At 59.4% G+C, this 15,355-nt stretch carries 14 protein-coding genes; 4 read left to right on the top strand and 10 right to left on the bottom strand.

What is annotated here, in order from left to right; genetic code table 11:
• Positions 1–122: 122 nt before the first annotated feature.
• The 7 genes from RHE_RS23270 to ugpB form a co-directional block, all read right to left on the bottom strand.
• Positions 123–917, bottom strand: a complete 795-nt coding sequence (locus RHE_RS23270) for an HAD-IIB family hydrolase (RefSeq protein ID WP_011427711.1) — start codon at positions 915–917, stop codon at positions 123–125.
• Positions 914–1,699 carry a DeoR/GlpR family DNA-binding transcription regulator gene (locus RHE_RS23265; protein ID WP_011427710.1) on the bottom strand — a complete coding sequence of 262 codons (786 nt, stop codon included), beginning with the start codon at positions 1,697–1,699 and terminating at the stop codon, positions 914–916. The genes RHE_RS23270 and RHE_RS23265 overlap by 4 nt, the downstream gene beginning before the upstream one ends.
• A gap of 9 nt (positions 1,700–1,708) precedes the next feature.
• Positions 1,709–2,458: a glycerophosphoryl diester phosphodiesterase gene (locus RHE_RS23260; RefSeq protein ID WP_011427709.1), complete on the bottom strand. Its 750-nt coding sequence runs from the start codon at positions 2,456–2,458 to the stop codon at positions 1,709–1,711.
• Positions 2,459–2,526: 68 nt separating this feature from the next.
• Positions 2,527–3,573, bottom strand: a complete 1,047-nt coding sequence (locus tag RHE_RS23255; protein WP_011427708.1) for a sn-glycerol-3-phosphate import ATP-binding protein UgpC — start codon at positions 3,571–3,573, stop codon at positions 2,527–2,529.
• Between the two features lies 1 nt (position 3,574).
• Positions 3,575–4,423: a sn-glycerol-3-phosphate ABC transporter permease UgpE gene (gene ugpE, locus RHE_RS23250; protein WP_011427707.1), complete on the bottom strand. Its 849-nt coding sequence runs from the start codon at positions 4,421–4,423 to the stop codon at positions 3,575–3,577.
• 12 nt (positions 4,424–4,435) lie between these two features.
• Positions 4,436–5,320, bottom strand: a complete 885-nt coding sequence (gene ugpA / locus RHE_RS23245; protein WP_011427706.1) for a sn-glycerol-3-phosphate ABC transporter permease UgpA — start codon at positions 5,318–5,320, stop codon at positions 4,436–4,438.
• Between the two features lie 59 nt (positions 5,321–5,379).
• A complete protein-coding gene (ugpB, locus tag RHE_RS23240; RefSeq protein ID WP_011427705.1) occupies positions 5,380–6,702 on the bottom strand; it encodes a sn-glycerol-3-phosphate ABC transporter substrate-binding protein UgpB in 1,323 nt (440 codons plus the stop codon).
• Positions 6,703–6,908: 206 nt separating this feature from the next.
• Here ugpB and RHE_RS23235 point away from each other — a divergent pair, with 206 nt between their 5' ends.
• From RHE_RS23235 to RHE_RS23220, 4 genes are all read left to right on the top strand, one after another.
• Complete coding sequence (locus RHE_RS23235; protein WP_042119721.1) at positions 6,909–7,091, top strand: hypothetical protein; 183 nt, start codon at positions 6,909–6,911, stop codon at positions 7,089–7,091.
• 71 nt (positions 7,092–7,162) lie between these two features.
• A complete protein-coding gene (locus tag RHE_RS23230; RefSeq protein WP_011427704.1) occupies positions 7,163–8,455 on the top strand; it encodes a mechanosensitive ion channel family protein in 1,293 nt (430 codons plus the stop codon).
• Positions 8,456–8,632: 177 nt separating this feature from the next.
• A complete protein-coding gene (locus tag RHE_RS23225) occupies positions 8,633–10,036 on the top strand; it encodes an NfeD family protein (protein WP_042119719.1) in 1,404 nt (467 codons plus the stop codon).
• Positions 10,037–10,065: 29 nt separating this feature from the next.
• Positions 10,066–10,827: a slipin family protein gene (locus tag RHE_RS23220; RefSeq protein ID WP_011427702.1), complete on the top strand. Its 762-nt coding sequence runs from the start codon at positions 10,066–10,068 to the stop codon at positions 10,825–10,827.
• 868 nt (positions 10,828–11,695) lie between these two features.
• Here RHE_RS23220 and lpdA read toward each other — a convergent pair.
• The 3 genes from lpdA to RHE_RS23205 are packed head-to-tail and all read right to left on the bottom strand — an operon-like array spanning position 11,696 to position 15,355.
• Positions 11,696–13,093: a dihydrolipoyl dehydrogenase gene (gene lpdA, locus RHE_RS23215; RefSeq protein WP_011427700.1), complete on the bottom strand. Its 1,398-nt coding sequence runs from the start codon at positions 13,091–13,093 to the stop codon at positions 11,696–11,698.
• 3 nt (positions 13,094–13,096) lie between these two features.
• Positions 13,097–14,338 carry a dihydrolipoamide acetyltransferase family protein gene (locus tag RHE_RS23210; protein WP_011427699.1) on the bottom strand — a complete coding sequence of 414 codons (1,242 nt, stop codon included), beginning with the start codon at positions 14,336–14,338 and terminating at the stop codon, positions 13,097–13,099.
• A gap of 3 nt (positions 14,339–14,341) precedes the next feature.
• On the bottom strand, positions 14,342–15,355 hold the full coding sequence (locus RHE_RS23205) for an alpha-ketoacid dehydrogenase subunit beta (RefSeq protein WP_011427698.1): 1,014 nt from the start codon (positions 15,353–15,355) through the stop codon (positions 14,342–14,344).

Raw genomic sequence — 15,355 nt, 5'->3', positions numbered from 1 at the left:
AATGTAATAACCGGGATTTCGAATCTTCGTCCGCCATTACGATGGCGGTTCGGCTTTCGAGCATCCGAGACCGGCGCATGGCCTACTCAGCTTGCGCAGCTTGCTTGCAGGCTGCTAGCGCCTCATTGACTGGTGCCCATGGCATCCAGGATCGTCCTGGCAATGTCGGCGAAGCCAAGTCCGGCAGGCTGGGCGGAGATCCATTTCGGCACATGCTGCAAATGCGGAAGAACAGGAACGATATTGCTGACGCCGAAAGAATTCGGGATGAAACCGAACATAGGCGCATCATTTCGAGAATCGCCGACGAATGCGGTGGCGGATGGCAATTCGTCAGGATGGACCCCGAACATGCTGGTCAGCAGGCGCTCGCTCATGGCGCGTTTGTCATAGTCGCCGATCCAGGTGTTGATGTGGATGGAACTGATGGCGACGGTCCCGCCCATTGCCCTAATTTCGGCAGCCAATTCCTCGACAGCATGCGCATTATGCCCCTGGATGTCGATCGCCACGTCAGCCAGGCGGAACACCTGATCATGGGCAATCTTGAACGTGCCGCCTTTTTGCGCGATCAGATGTTGCATCGCCTGGAGATGCCGACGTTGACGCTCGCCCTGCAGCGCGCCGTCTTCCCAATAATCGAAGACAACCTCGCCGTGGCGGCGCGTAACGGAATAAGCGCCACTCTCGCCGATGACGGCGGCGACCGGCCAGGCACGGACGATGTGTTCGCACCACCCGGCTGAACCACCCGTGACCGGAACGACGGCAATGCCGACCCGGCTGAGGTCCCAAAGAGCATTATAGGTCTGCGGCAGCAGTTTCCCCTCGGTCGTCAGCGTATCATCGATATCGGTGAAGAGATAACGCACGTGCTGCAACTCCGCCGCGGACGGCGCCAGGTTTACGAACGTCATATCGTCTCCTCGCCGCAGGTCACCACCTCCATGCTGCTTTCGGCGAGCATACTGGCGGCGGAGGCGTCGGCCGGCAGCCGGTCGGTGTAAAAACGGGTGATCTTGTTGAAGGGCGCAACGCGCACGCTGGCGTGACGCGTCCACTTGCTGACATCGGCCGCCAAAAGGCGCGTCTTCGAATTTTCCAGCAGCGCATTGGTGATCTGCGCTTCGGCATAGCTGAAGTCCATCAGCCCGATCAGCGGGTTCAGTGCGCCGGCGCCGACGACGGCATAGGTTGCATAGAATTTCTCGACGAACTTGATCACGTCAGTACCCACGACGTCACGGTCGTCATGACGCAGCAGCCCGCCGGTCAAATGGACTTCGACACTGGGAGATTCGCAGAGCATCAGCGCGACGTGCATATTGTTGGTGATGACCCGCAGCCCCTGATGATCGCGCAAAGCCTCGGCCACGAACTGAACCGTGCTGCCGATCCCGAGGAAAACCGTCGCATCCGGGCCGATATCGGCGGCGACCCGTCTGGCGATCTGTCGTTTGGCGCGCCGGTTGAGCTGGGCGCGGGCGTTGAGCGAGATATTGCTGCCCTCGACCGGCAAATCGACGCCGCCGTGAAAGCGACGGGCATGACCGAGGTCGCAAAGGGCGTTGATATCGCGCCGGATCGTCTGGGTCGTCAGGTCGTACCGGCGCGCAAGTTCGTCGATATACTGGACGCCTTCCGTTTCGATCAGCGCCAGTATTTCGCGTTGTCGGCTCGATATGACTCGGCTCCCCATCACTGTTCCTTACGAGAGATAGGCACTCGGGTCGTCTGTTATCACACCGGTCAATCCGGCATGCCAAAACGATGCGAGCTGTCTGGGATCGTTGGAGGTCCAGGCGCGCACCTTGATGCCGTGGCGCACCGCCTCTTCAAGGAACCCGATGCTCAGCGACTTGTACCCAAGATGGACCGTCGTTGCCGGAATTGATTGGAGCACCTCTCTCCAGTCATCCGGCACCTTGCTCCACAGCATCGCGAGCTCGTAGCCCTGGTTGAGTTCATGCATGCGCTTGAGTGCAGCGGCGTCAAAGCTCGATATCATGATCTCGGTCTGCGGCGCGCGTGCCCGAAGATGTTCGTCAACGGTTTTCACCAGCTGGTCGAGCGATTTGTGATGCGGGTGCTGCTTGATCTCGACATTGGCATTCAGACCCAGTTCCCCCAAGGCGGACACGGCCGCGGCAAGGGTCGGCAAGGGTTCGCCCCTGAAGCGAGGATCGAACCAGGCGCCTGCATCGATCGTCTCGAGATCGGCTGCGGTGAAATCGCCGAGATTGCCCGTCGATGAGGAGCAACGGTCGACCGACACGTCATGGATGACGACGGCAGTTCCGTCACCCAGAAGCGCGACATCGAGCTCGACCCATTCGGCCCCCTGCTCGGCGGCCGCCCGGAAAGCGGCGATCGTGTTTTCCGGCGCGATGGCAGATGCGCCTCGATGTGCCTGAACCTCGCTGCGGGAGGGTCCGGATCTTCGCTCTGATTCCTTCATTGACTCATCTCTTTCGTCGTTTCTCGCGGCATTGGACTTGCTGGATGGCCTTGGCCCATGGCCGCATCTCAGTCCGTGCGTCTGCCGGTCCTGCTGTTGAAGGGGTGCATCTGATCGATGCGGGCAAAGACATCGATCCTGGCGGACTCGGCAAAGTCCGGCCGCCCTTGAACGGTCAGGACGATCGTCTGCTGGCCCTCGCCCAATCTGACATGCAGGTGGCTTTCGCCGCCGATCGGCTCGAGCAATTCGACGATCGCGTTCAGGCGAATAGAAGGCTCGGCAGGCTTTTCAAGCAGCAATGCGTCCGGCCGAAGCCCGACCATATCCGTTCCTTCTGGCAAAGCGAGAGTTCCCCCCGACTCGGTCGCATGGAACACCTCAATCGGCACGAGGTTCATCGGCGGGGAGCCGATGAAACCGGCAACGAACAAACTTGCCGGGCGATCATAGACCTCGACCGGCGTGCCCACTTGTTCAACCAGCCCGCCATTCATGACGACGAGCCTGTCGGCAAGGGTCATGGCCTCGAGCTGATCATGGGTGACGTAGATGCTGGTGGTCTTCAGGCGGCGTTGCAGCCTTCGGATTTCAACACGCATCTGCACGCGCAACTTGGCATCGAGGTTGGACAGGGGCTCGTCGAAAAGAAACGCCGCCGGCTCGCGGACGATGGCTCGTCCCATCGCAACGCGCTGGCGCTGTCCCCCCGACAATTCGCGCGGCTTGCGATCCAGCATCGGACCGATTTCGAGGATGTCGGCCGCTTCCTTGACGCGGCGATCGATTTCCGCCCGCGCCGTACCGCGGTTCTTCAATCCATATTCGAGGTTTCCGCGCACCGTCATATGCGGATAAAGCGCATAATTCTGGAAGACCATGGCGATATCGCGCTCGGCCGGCTCCGCCTTGTTGACGTTGCGACCACCGATCTCGACCCGGCCGCCGGTGATCGACTCCAATCCGGCGATCATACGCAGCAAGGTCGACTTGCCGCAGCCGGACGGACCGACGAGCACGATGAACTCGCCGTCCGCAACAGCCAGGTTGATGCCTTTGACGGCAGGAACCGACCCATAGTTTTTCTTGACGTCGACGATATTGATCGGGGCCATTTCATTTCTCCGTTTCGACCAGGCCTTTGACGAAAAGGCGTTGCATGGCGACGATGACGAGGACGGGCGGCAAGGCGGCCAGAATGACCGCCGCCATGACGAGGTTCCAGCGCGGCTCGGCGTCTGCGACCGCGGCCATGCGCTGGATACCCATGACGACGGTGTAGAGGCTCTGGTCGGTCGTAACGATGAGCGGCCACAGATACTGGTTCCAGCCGAGCACGAACAGAATAATGAACAAGGCCGCGATATTGGTCACCGACAACGGCAACAGGATATCGCGGAAGAATTTCATCGGCCCCGCCCCGTCGACGCGCGCAGCCTCCATCAGCTCGTCGGGCACAGTGAGGAAAAACTGTCGAAACAGGAAGGTGGCCGTCGCCGACGCGATCAGCGGAATAATGAGCCCGCCGTAATTGTTCAGCATTCCGAGGTCGGCGACCACCTTGTAGGTCGGCACGATGCGCACCTCGACCGGCAGCATCAGGGTGATGAAGATCATCCAGAAGGCGAGCGTGCGAAAGGGAAATCGGAAATAGACGATGGCGAAGGCGGAAAGAATGGAAATGGCAATCTTTCCAACCGCAACGCCAACGGCCATGATAAATGAATTGAGCAGCATCGGCCCGATCGGCGGCGCGCCGGAACTCGTCATCCCCGATGACAGCATGGTCGAATAGTTCTCGATGAGGTGCGGTCCCGGCGCCAGCGGCACGAGACCGGACAGAAAGTCGTTGGGGCCGTGGCTCGATGCGATAAAGGCGATATAGACCGGGAAGATCACGATCGTGACGCCGAGGATAAGGACGATGTGAGCCAGGAAATTCAGGAAAGGACGATTTTCGACCACCTTTGACGCTCCTCAATATTGCACGCGGCGTTCGATGAAGCGGAACTGGATCGCGGTCAGGGCAACAACGATGATCATGAGTATGACCGACTGCGCTGCCGAGGAGCCCAGGTTGAGCCCGATGAAACCGTCAAAATAAACCTTGTAGACGAGAATTTCGGTGGCGCGCGCCGGTCCGCCCTGCGTCGTCGCATGAACGATGCCGAAAGTATCGAACATGGCGTAAACGATGTTGATGACGACCAGATAGAAGGTTGTCGGCGAGATCAGCGGAAACACGATCGTCCAAAAACGCTTCACCGGGCCGGCGCCATCGATGGCGCCGGCTTCCTGAAGCGAGCGCGGCACGGATTGCAGCGCGGCCAGGAAAAACAGAAAGTTATAGGAAATTTGTTTCCAGGTAGCGGCGATCACGATCAGGACCATCGCATTATCCGGGTTGATCAGATGATTCCAGCTGATCCCCATGCTGCGAAGCATATAGGCGACGATGCCGATCGAGGGATTGAACATGAACCACCAGAGTATGCCGGCGATCGCAGGCGCGACGGCGTAAGGCCAGATCAGCAAGGTCGAATAGATGCGGGACGTCCGCAGCACCCGCATGGCCGCGGCCGCCAGAGTGAGCGCGATCGTCGTCGACAAGATCGTCACCGAGACGGCGAAGACCATGGTATGGCCAAAGGCGTCCATATAGAGCGGGTCGGCAAACAGCCGGCGATAATTCTGAAACCAGACGAAGTTCGTTTTGAAACCGAAGGCATCCTGGCGGAGGAACGACTGCCAGAAGGCGGTTGCGGCCGGCCAAAGAAAGAAGACGACGGTTATCAGAAGTTGGGGAGCAATAAGCAGATAAGGCAAGATCCTATTGGGAAAGACGGTTCGTTTCGTTTGCATGGGCCCTCACAGAATGATGGAGAGGCAGGGTCCGGCCAGGCGGCCCCTGCCCCGAGCCCTTAGTTGGCGGATTCGAAATCGCGAAGCTGTTCGTTGCCGCGCGCGACGACGGAATCAACCGCTTCCTTCGCGGTCTTCTTGCCGCCGAGCAATGCCGCGAATTCGTCATCGATGATGCCGCGGACCTGGACGTAATTGCCGAAGCGGATGCCCTTGGAATTTTCGGTCGGCGTGACACGCGTCAGCTGCTTGATGCCGACATCTGCACCGGGGTTCTTTTCGTAATATCCCTGCTCCTGGCTCAGCTTGTAGGCAGCCTCGGTGATCGGCAGATACCCTGAGAACTGATGCCAGTCGGCCTGAACTTCCGGCTTCTGCAGATAGGTGTAGAATTTTGCCACACCCTTATATTCCTCTTCCGGGCGCCCCTTCAGCGTCCAGAGTGTGGCGCCGCCGATGATCGAGTTGAGCGGCTGCTTGATGACGTCGTCATAATAGGGAAGCGGCGCAAAACCCACCTTGAAGGCTTTGGCATTGTTGATGACGCCCGCCCGGCCTGCGGACGAGTTCATGTACATCGCGCATTCCTGCGAATAGAACATTGGAGGCGCGTTATCGCCGCCGACCGGTCCGCCGAATTTGAAGAGCCCTTCGTCCTGCCACTTCTTCAGGTTCCCCCAATGGCGAATCGTCAGATCGTTGTTGAAGGTGAATTCCGCATCCAGGCCGCCGAAACCGTTGGCCTTGGTGGAATAGGGTTTGTCGTGCAAGGCGTTGAGATTTTCCGTCTGAATCCAGGAGATCCAGGCGCTGGTGAAGCCGCATTTGGCGGCGCCCGACTTGATGATCGTGCGCGAGAAGGCCTCCACATCGGCCCATGTCTTCGGCGGCGTCTCAGGATCGAGCCCGGCTTTCTTGAAGACATCCTTATTGTAATACATGATCGGCGTCGACGAATTGAAGGGCAGCGACAACACGTTGCCGCTGGTGTCGGAGTAGTAGCCGACCACCGGCGCAATGAACTTGTTCTGGTCCCAGGGCTCGCCTTGGTCCTTCATCAACTGATACACCGGATAGACCGCGCCCTGTGCTGCCATCATGGTGCCGGTGCCGACTTCATAGACCTGCACGATGGCCGGCTGCTGGTTGGCGCGGAACGCAGCGATGGCGCCCGTCAGCGTCTCGTCGTAGGTGCCCTTGTAAACCGGCACGATTTCATAGTCGGACTGAGACGCGTTGAAGCCCTTGGCAATTTGCTCCAGCTTCGCGCCGTTCTCGCCACCCATTGCGTGCCACCATTGGATCTTCGTGGCGGCTATCGCCGGAACGGACAAGGACAGGCTGGTCAATCCTGCCGACAGGAAAAAAGCGATCTTGTTCATAATCTCTCCCACTTCTCTCGGTCCGCAGCCTCCCGCTCCAGACGCGTGGATGGTAGCAGCCGAGTTTCACTTTGCAAAACGGAATGTTCAAATGAACATTTGAAGCGCTCGCAAACCGAAGGCCGAACGGGCCTCCTGATTCCAAAGCGTGATTGACTCGCGCGGATTTCGCCATGAGCCGCTCGGATGCTTGATACAGTGTTCAAATGAACGTCTTGTGTCATTTGCCGCGAAAATATTTTAGCGAGAAAGAAGACTTTGTCGCAGCACCATCCATCCTCGGCCTGAAGCTCAGCGAAAGAGGGCGCACATGGCTGCGCAAGAGCGAGGTCGATACCCGCGAGCAGCGTTTCATCGACCTGTTTTCGCGCGACGAAATGGAATGCTGATGCTAGTTTCTTCCAAATGAACTAAACTCATGCGCTAGCTTTTTCTAGCTGACATTCATCGGATCATCATCATGAATATCAGGCAGATGACCGAGATCGCCGAGCAGTGGCTAACGACATTCATTCTGAACGAATGGACGTTCTTTCAGCTTGCGATCATCGTGGCGGGCTTGGGTTTTGCGTCCTTACTTGCGTCACGCACAGAGCCTGTGATGGAGGCAAAGGCGCGCCAGATCAAGGGTAATCCAGACCTGCTTCGGGTCATCATTGCTCCTATGCGCCGGATGATGTGGCTTTTCCTCGTAGGTTGGTTGTGGCTCGCCAATGTCTTGCTGAGCAAGAGCGCATGGCCCTCACAACGCTGGCTTGTGTCCACGGCTCTGACGTTGGCAGCTGCATGGTTCGTCATCTCCGTCCTGACCAAAATCATCCGCAACCCAACCCTGTCACGCGCCGTCGCTATCGGCAGCTGGAGCTACATCGCTCTTTATGCAGTCGGTCTTGACGGCCCGGTTCTATCTGCCCTTGACGGGCTCGCAGTTACTTTGGGTACGGTGAGACTCTCGCTTCTGCTTGTGCTCAAAGCCCTCGTGCTGGCGATCGCCTTGATCTGGTTGGCCATCCTTTTTGGCAATATGCTTTCCCATTGGGTTCAGCGGTCGGCCGACTTGTCGCCTTCCATCAAGGTGTTGATCAGCAAATTCATCAAGATCAGCCTGATCATAATCGCTGGAGCCATCGCTCTATCGGCGACCGGGGTCGACCTGACGGCGCTGACCATTTTCTCAGGCGCAGTCGGCGTCGGAATAGGCTTCGGCCTTCAAAAAGTCGTATCGAACTTCATATCCGGCATAATCATCTTGATCGACAAGTCGATCAAGCCGGGTGACACGATCACACTTGGCGACACGTTCGGGTCGATCCGTGACCTGCGCTCGCGGTTTGTTTCCGTCATCACTCGCGATGGCAAGGAGTACCTCATTCCAAATGAGGACTTCATATCGCAGCAGGTCGTCAACTGGTCGTTCTCCAGTGATTATGTCCGGATCGACGTTGACTTCGGGACGTCCTATAACAGCGATCCGCATCAAGTCGTTAAGATCGCCATTGCGACAGCGTCGACGGTGCCCCGCGTCGCAAATCATTATAAGCCACCCGTCTGCTGGTTGACTGCTTTCGGCGCTTCGTCGCTCGACTTTCGGCTTCGCTTCTGGATCTCGGATCCAGCGAACGGTCTTACAAATGTTCGTGGGCAAGTCCTGATGGCGCTGTGGGACGCCTTCAAGAAAGCTGGCATCTCTATCCCGTTTCCGCATCATGAAATCATCATGAAAAGCCCTATAGAGATCAAACAACCGGACTGATTTGCTGCTCCCAATATCAGATCGGAATGCGCGTCGCTGGCCGCCGGCGACCTTCAAAAAACAAAGGCCACACGGCTCGTATCCCAACTTAGCCTTTACGGCGCGTCAAACGGCTTGAACATGACCCCTTGACGCCTCTATCTTTTTCTTTGTGATTTCCGACATACATTAAATATTATGTACGTTCCGCCGATTGGCACGCGGGGATTGAGGTGTTGGCGATGGCAACCGCCAATCTTCATGTTGTTGTTTTTGCTGCTTTCAGCCTGGGTCTTCGGCGTACCGTCGGCGTCCGACCGCGTTTCTGTCGTCCTCAAGGTGAATGGCGCCATTGGGCCTGCTATCGCTGACTACGTGATACGAGGCATTCAGCGTGCTGGCGAACGTGAAGCGGTCCTGATCGTCCTGCAAATGGATACACCAGGCGGCCTTGACACCTCCATGCGGGAAATCATCCGCGCGATCCTTGCCTCGCCGGTGCCTGTCGCGAGTTTCGTCGCGCCAAGCGGGGCACGGGCTGCCAGCGCCGGCACCTATATTCTCTACGCAAGCCACATCGCGGCAATGGCGCCCGGCACCAATCTCGGCGCCGCGACACCGATCGCACTCGGCGTCAAGCCTTTCGGCGGTGACGAGGAACCCGAAAAGAAGCCGAGCGAACCGAGTGGCAAGCAGGCAGAAGCTCCAGGCAATGCTCACGAAGCAAAAGCCGTTAACGACGCAGTCGCTTACATTCGTGGGCTTGCGGAATTGCGCAATCGCAACGCCGAGTGGGCAGAGCGTGCTGTCCGCGAAGCAGCGAGCCTTTCATCGACTGCGGCGGTGCGCGAACATGTCATCGACTTCACGGCAGTTGATATCAACGATCTCCTTGCAAAGGCACAAGGGCGGATGGTGCGGGTCGGTCAAACGGACCTCCGGCTCGATACCGCCGGTTTGGCCGTGCAGGAATTCGAGCCTGACTGGCGCACGCGCCTGCTTTCCGTCATTACCGATCCGAACATCGCAATCATCCTGATGATGGTCGGTATCTACGGCCTGATCTTCGAATTTCTCGCACCTGGGACAATGCTTCCTGGCACGATCGGCGGCATCTGCCTCCTCCTTGGTCTCTATGCCCTGGCATTGCTGCCGGTGAGTTTCGCCGGCCTTGGGCTTATTTTCCTCGGCGTGGGATTGACTGTGGCTGAGGCGCATTCGCCAAGCTTCGGCGCTTTCGGCATTGGCGGCGGGATAGCCGTCATCCTCGGGGCAACAATTTTGTTTGATACCGATATACCCGGCCTGGAAGTGTCGCGCCCGCTACTGGGCGCAATTGCAGTTGCGACGCTTGCCTTTAGCCTTGTCGTTGCTCGCCTGGCATTCACCTCGCGCTTGCGCCAAGTCACCACCGGTGCAGAGGAGATGATTGGCATTTCCGGCAGAGTTGAGAGTTGGACGGGGCTGACGGGGTACGTCATTGCGCATGGCGAACGCTGGAAGGCAGTTTCCGCCGAACCCCTTGTTGCTGGTGACCCTGTCAGGGTGACCGGCCGCAATGGGCTGGCGCTCGAGGTCGCCAGCCGTCCTAAGAACACCTAGCGGCGCTCAAGGACGCAGGAGGAGGAGTCATGGATATGTTTGCAGATCTTGCCTTCTATTTGGTGGCCATTGTCATTGCGGTCGCCATCCTCGCATCCGCGGTAAAGATCCTGAGGGAATATGAACGCGGCGTGGTGTTCACACTTGGCCGCTTTACCGGGGTCAAGGGACCCGGCTTGTTCCTGCTCATCCCCTATGTCCAGCAGATGATCCGAGTCGACCTGCGCACGCGCGTACTCGATGTCCCTAGCCAGGACGTCATCTCGCATGACAATGTCTCGGTTCGTGTCAGCGCGGTGATCTACTTCAGGGTCATTGACCCCGAGAAGTCGACAATACAGGTCGAGGATTTCATGATGGCAACAAGCCAGCTTGCCCAGACGACCTTGCGCTCCGTGCTCGGCAAGCACGACCTCGATGAAATGCTGGCAGAACGCGACAGGCTCAACTCCGATATTCAGGAAATCCTCGACGCTCAGACGGATGCTTGGGGAATTAAGGTGGCCACTGTCGAGATCAAACATGTGGATATCAACGAGTCGATGATACGTGCGATTGCTCGCCAAGCAGAAGCCGAACGCGAACGCCGCGCAAAGGTCATCAATGCCGAAGGCGAACAGCAAGCTGCAGCGAAGCTACTGGAAGCGGCCGAAATTCTGGCCAAGCAGCCTGAGGCGATGCAACTTCGGTACTTGAGCACGTTGAACGTCATCGCCAGCGAGAAGACTTCGACGATTTTATTTCCCTTCCCGATGGAGTTGGGCAATCTGATGGCCATTAACCCGAAGTGATTGAACGACACTGGCGTTGATTGATCCAGGCTTGGATTTCAACGTCGGAGCCAAATCAGGCCACGCCCAAGAGAAATAGTCGGCCACGGTTTGCTTTGGGCGCGGCGATTTTCAAGTGGGTTTCAGGCGGAACGGGCTCCTCTCTAACGAACCGCAAGCCCGAGCCATGTTTGATTAAATTCCACCGCTGACCATCAACGACAAGCGTTCCCGAGCGAGAAAAGTTGCGTGCGAACACCCCTTCGGGCGAAGCGCCGACTATCTTTGATCTGCCCGCCCAGGTTCTCTGATACTTCTTTGATATGATCTAGGGCTTTCCCGTTTTGGGATTCATAGCAACGACCTGGCCCATTCGCTCTCTTCGAACCGCATCGAAATGAGCTTCATTTAAAGCCTCTTCGATTCGGTTGTCGATGCGTTCGACCGCGCTTCGCTGTGTTGGAAGCAGACCGTCACCGTTTTGAGTTTGCTCATATTGTGATGCAGCGAGGCCAGGAGCGAGCCCAAGTGCTGCTCCGGGTCCTATATCTTGCAGTACGGCAACGTGTAGAATTTCGCGATCGTCGAAGTATGGATGTGGATCTAGGAAATCTGGTTTCCCATCATCGTCTGTATCGCCATCTATGCTATCAAGGGGATCCAATGCTGGTCCACCGTTGTGGCCGATGCCCGCGTGCCCGTTCGGATCCGACTTATTAACCGGATCGTTTTCGGAGTAGCGGACGCAGCGCCGTTGCCGCCGGACAGATATAAGTGCCGATGCGGCTGCGCGACAGCAGGTTATGATTGGTGTCGTAGCTGTAGGTTTCGTCTCAAATAATGGATCTAGCGGAATGAGCCGGCAGCCGAAGAAGCGTTGGAGCCCGGATCAGATGTGCAAAGCGTTTCCCAAAGCCTTCAGCGCCGCCTCCATGACGGCCTCACTGCGGGTCGGATGCGCGTGGATGGTGCCGGCGATGTCTTCCAGGCGCGCACCCATCTCGATGGCCAGTGCAAAAGCCGCCGAAAGTTCTGAGACCCCTACCCCCACGGCCTGCAGGCCGAGGACCAGATTGGTGTCGGCGCGGGCGACGACGCGCACGAAGCCCTCCTCAGATAGCATCGTCATCGCCCGCCCATTGGCGCTGAATGGAAACTGGGCGGTGCGGATCTCATATCCTTGCGCGCGCGCCTCCACCGGCGACAGGCCGACGGTGACGATCTCAGGATCGGTAAAGCAGATGGCGGGAATGCATCTTTTGTCCCAGCCCCGCTTCCTGCCTGCAACGATTTCTGCCACCATCTCCCCTTGCGCCATCGCCCGATGCGCCAGCATCGGCTCGCCGGTCACATCGCCGATCGCATAAATGCCGCGCATCGAGGTGCGGCATTGATCGTCGATCCTCAGATAGGGGCCGGCGCGATCGAGGTCGAGTTCCTCGAGACCGGAACCTGCCGTTCGGGGGCGGCGGCCGACAGTGACAAGGACGCGATCCGCCGGCAGTGTCTCACGCCGGCCATCCGACGTTTCAACGATCAATGCCTCGCCATTATCGGCAAGAGCCATCGCCTTCGCACCCGCCAGCAATCGGATGCCGCTCTCGCTCAGCTTGCGCATGACGGGACGCACCAACTCTGCATCATAGAGCGGCAGCACCTGCGGCGTCGCCTCGACGACGCTCACCTCCGAGCCCATCTTCGAAAACGCTATCCCGAGTTCCAGCCCGATATAACCGCCGCCGACCACCACGAGCTTTTTCGGCAGTTCCGTCAGCGACAGTGCCTCGGTCGAGGAAATGACGCGGCCGCCGAAAGGCAGATTGGCGAGCTCCACCGGATCGGATCCGGTGGCGATCACCACCGTCTCGGCGCGGATGATCTGCTGACCGGTTTCGGTCTCCACCTCCACCGTCTTGCCGTCACGGAAGTGGGCGCGGCCGTGAACGATCTTCACCCGCGCCTTCTGCAACAGCCCGGAGACGCCAGCCGTCAGCCGGCCGACAATGCCGTCCTTCCAGGCGATTGTCTTTGCGAGATCGATCGAGGCGCCTTCGACGCGGACGCCCATCGGGTTCTTGCCGGCCAGCATTTTTTGCGTGGCGTCGAATTCCTCGGCTGCGTGGATCAGTGCCTTGGAGGGAATGCAGCCGACCGTGAGGCAGGTGCCGCCCGGCTTGCCGGCTTCGACGATGACGGTATCGATGCCGAGCTGTCCGGCGCGGATGGCGCAGACATAACCGCCCGGGCCGGCGCCGATGACGAGGAGCTTGCAGACAATTTCTTTCATGGCTCAGCCTTCGATGAAAATGAGCGCCGGCGTTTCGAGGAGCGTGCGGATGCGCTGGACGAAGGTCGCCGCATCCCAGCCGTCGATGATGCGATGATCGAAACTGGAGGAGAGGTTCATCATCTTGCGCGGCACGAATTGGGTGCCGTCCCAGATCGGCCGTGTGGCAATCTTGTTGACGCCGATGATCGCCACTTCGGGATGATTGATGACGGGCGTCGAGACAATGCCGCCGAGTGGGCCCAGCGAACTGATGGTGATGGTGGAACCGGAAAGCTCGTCACGCGTCGCCGTGCCTGAGCGCGCCGCTTCCGCCAGCCGGACCACCTCGGAGGCACAATCCCAGATGCCGCGCGCCTCCGCATGCCGGACGACAGGCACGGTCAGACCGGCCGGCGTCTGCGTGGCGATGCCGATATGGACGGCGCTGTGGCGGGTGATGATGCCGGCATCGTCGTCGAAAGTGGCGTTGACCTCCGGCTGCTCGGAGATGGCCTTGACCAGCGCCCGCAACAGAAAGGGGAGAACCGTCAGCTTCGGATGTCCTTCCCTGCGGTCGCCGTTCATGGTGGCGCGCAGCTCCTCCAGCGCCGTCACGTCGACTTCCTCCACATAGGTAATGTGGGGAATGCGCGAGGTGGAAAGCACCATCTTTTCGGCGATGCGGCGGCGCAGTCCGGTGAGCTTGACCTCCTCGGTCGCGGTCTTCTTGACGGATCCGCCCTTGACGAGGACAGGAGCGGCGCCTTGCACCAGGAATTGCTCGACGTCTTCGCGCAGGATACGTCCGGCCGGCCCGCTCCCCTGCACCTGCCTGAGATCGACACCGCTTTCCCTGGCAAAGAGCCGAACGGAAGGGGCAGCAAGCGGTTTTTCGACGGGCGGCGCGGCAGCAGCCGGCGCTGCGGAGACCGGCGCGGTCGGGGCGGGTCTCGCGATTTCCGCTTTGACCACTTCGGCGGTCGGCGCCTGCGAGATCCGCATCGGTTGTGCCTCGCCGGCACCTCCCGTCTCGATCCGCACCAGCGGCGCCTTGACCGCGATGCGGTCCCCGACCTCGCCGGCGAGCCAGATGACGGTGCCGTTGACCGGAGAGGGAATTTCCACGGTCGCCTTGTCGGTCATCACGGCGGCGATCACCATGTCCTCGCGGACGGGATCTCCCGTCTTCACGTGCCATTCCACCAATTCGGCCTCGGCCACCCCTTCCCCGACATCGGGCATCTTGATGATGAATTCGCCCATGGCTCAGGCCTCCATGACTTCGGCCAGCGCCCGCCCGACCCGGCCGGGGCCGGGGAAATAGTCCCATTCCTGCGCATGCGGATAGGGCGTGTCCCAGCCGGCGACGCGCACAACAGGCGCTTCGAGATGATAGAAGCAATGTTCCTGGACCAGCGACACGACCTCGGCGCCGAAGCCCGACGTCAGGGTCGCCTCATGAACCACGACGCAGCGCCCGGTCTTGGCGACCGATCTGACGATTGTATCGAGATCGAGCGGCAGCAGGCTTCTCAAATCAATCACCTCGGCATCGATGCCGGTGTCCTCGGCCGCGGCAAGCGCCACATGCACCATGGTGCCATAGGCGATGACGGTCACCGCCGAGCCCTCGCGCCGCACCTCGGCCTTGCCGATCGGGATGGTGTAATGGCCGTCGGGCACCTCGCCGAGATCGTGTTTCGACCAGGGCGTCACCGGCCGCTCATGATGACCGTCGAAGGGACCGTTATAGAGCCGCTTCGGCTCCAGGAACATGACCGGATCGGGATCCTCGATCGCCGCGATCAGCAGGCCCTTGGCGTCATAGGGATTGGACGGCACTATCACTTTCAGCCCGCAGACATGGGTAAAAAGCGCTTCCGGGCTCTGGCTGTGCGTCTGGCCGCCGAAGATGCCGCCGCCTGTGGGCATGCGCACAACGATCGGGCAGGTGAAATCGCCGTTCGAGCGATAGCGGATGCGCGCCGCCTCCTGCGTCAGCTGGTCATAGGCCGGATACATGTAATCGGCGAACTGGATTTCGACGCATGGCTTCAGCCCATAGGCCGCCATGCCGATCGCCGTGCCGACGATTCCGGATTCGCTGATCGGCGTATCGAAGCAGCGCGTCCTGCCAAATTTTGCTTGCAGGCCCTGGGTACAGCGGAAGACGCCGCCGAAATAGCCGACATCCTCGCCGAAAACCACGACATTGTCGTCACGCGCCATCGAGACGTCCATGGCGCTGCGCACGGCCTCGATCATCGTCATCCTGGCCAT

Origin of the sequence: Rhizobium etli CFN 42 (genome assembly GCF_000092045.1) — a bacterium.
In the GTDB taxonomy this organism is placed as follows: Bacteria; Pseudomonadota; Alphaproteobacteria; order Rhizobiales; family Rhizobiaceae; genus Rhizobium; species Rhizobium etli.
Note: the sequence above shows the minus strand (reverse complement) of the source record. Positions and strands in the feature narration are given on the sequence as shown.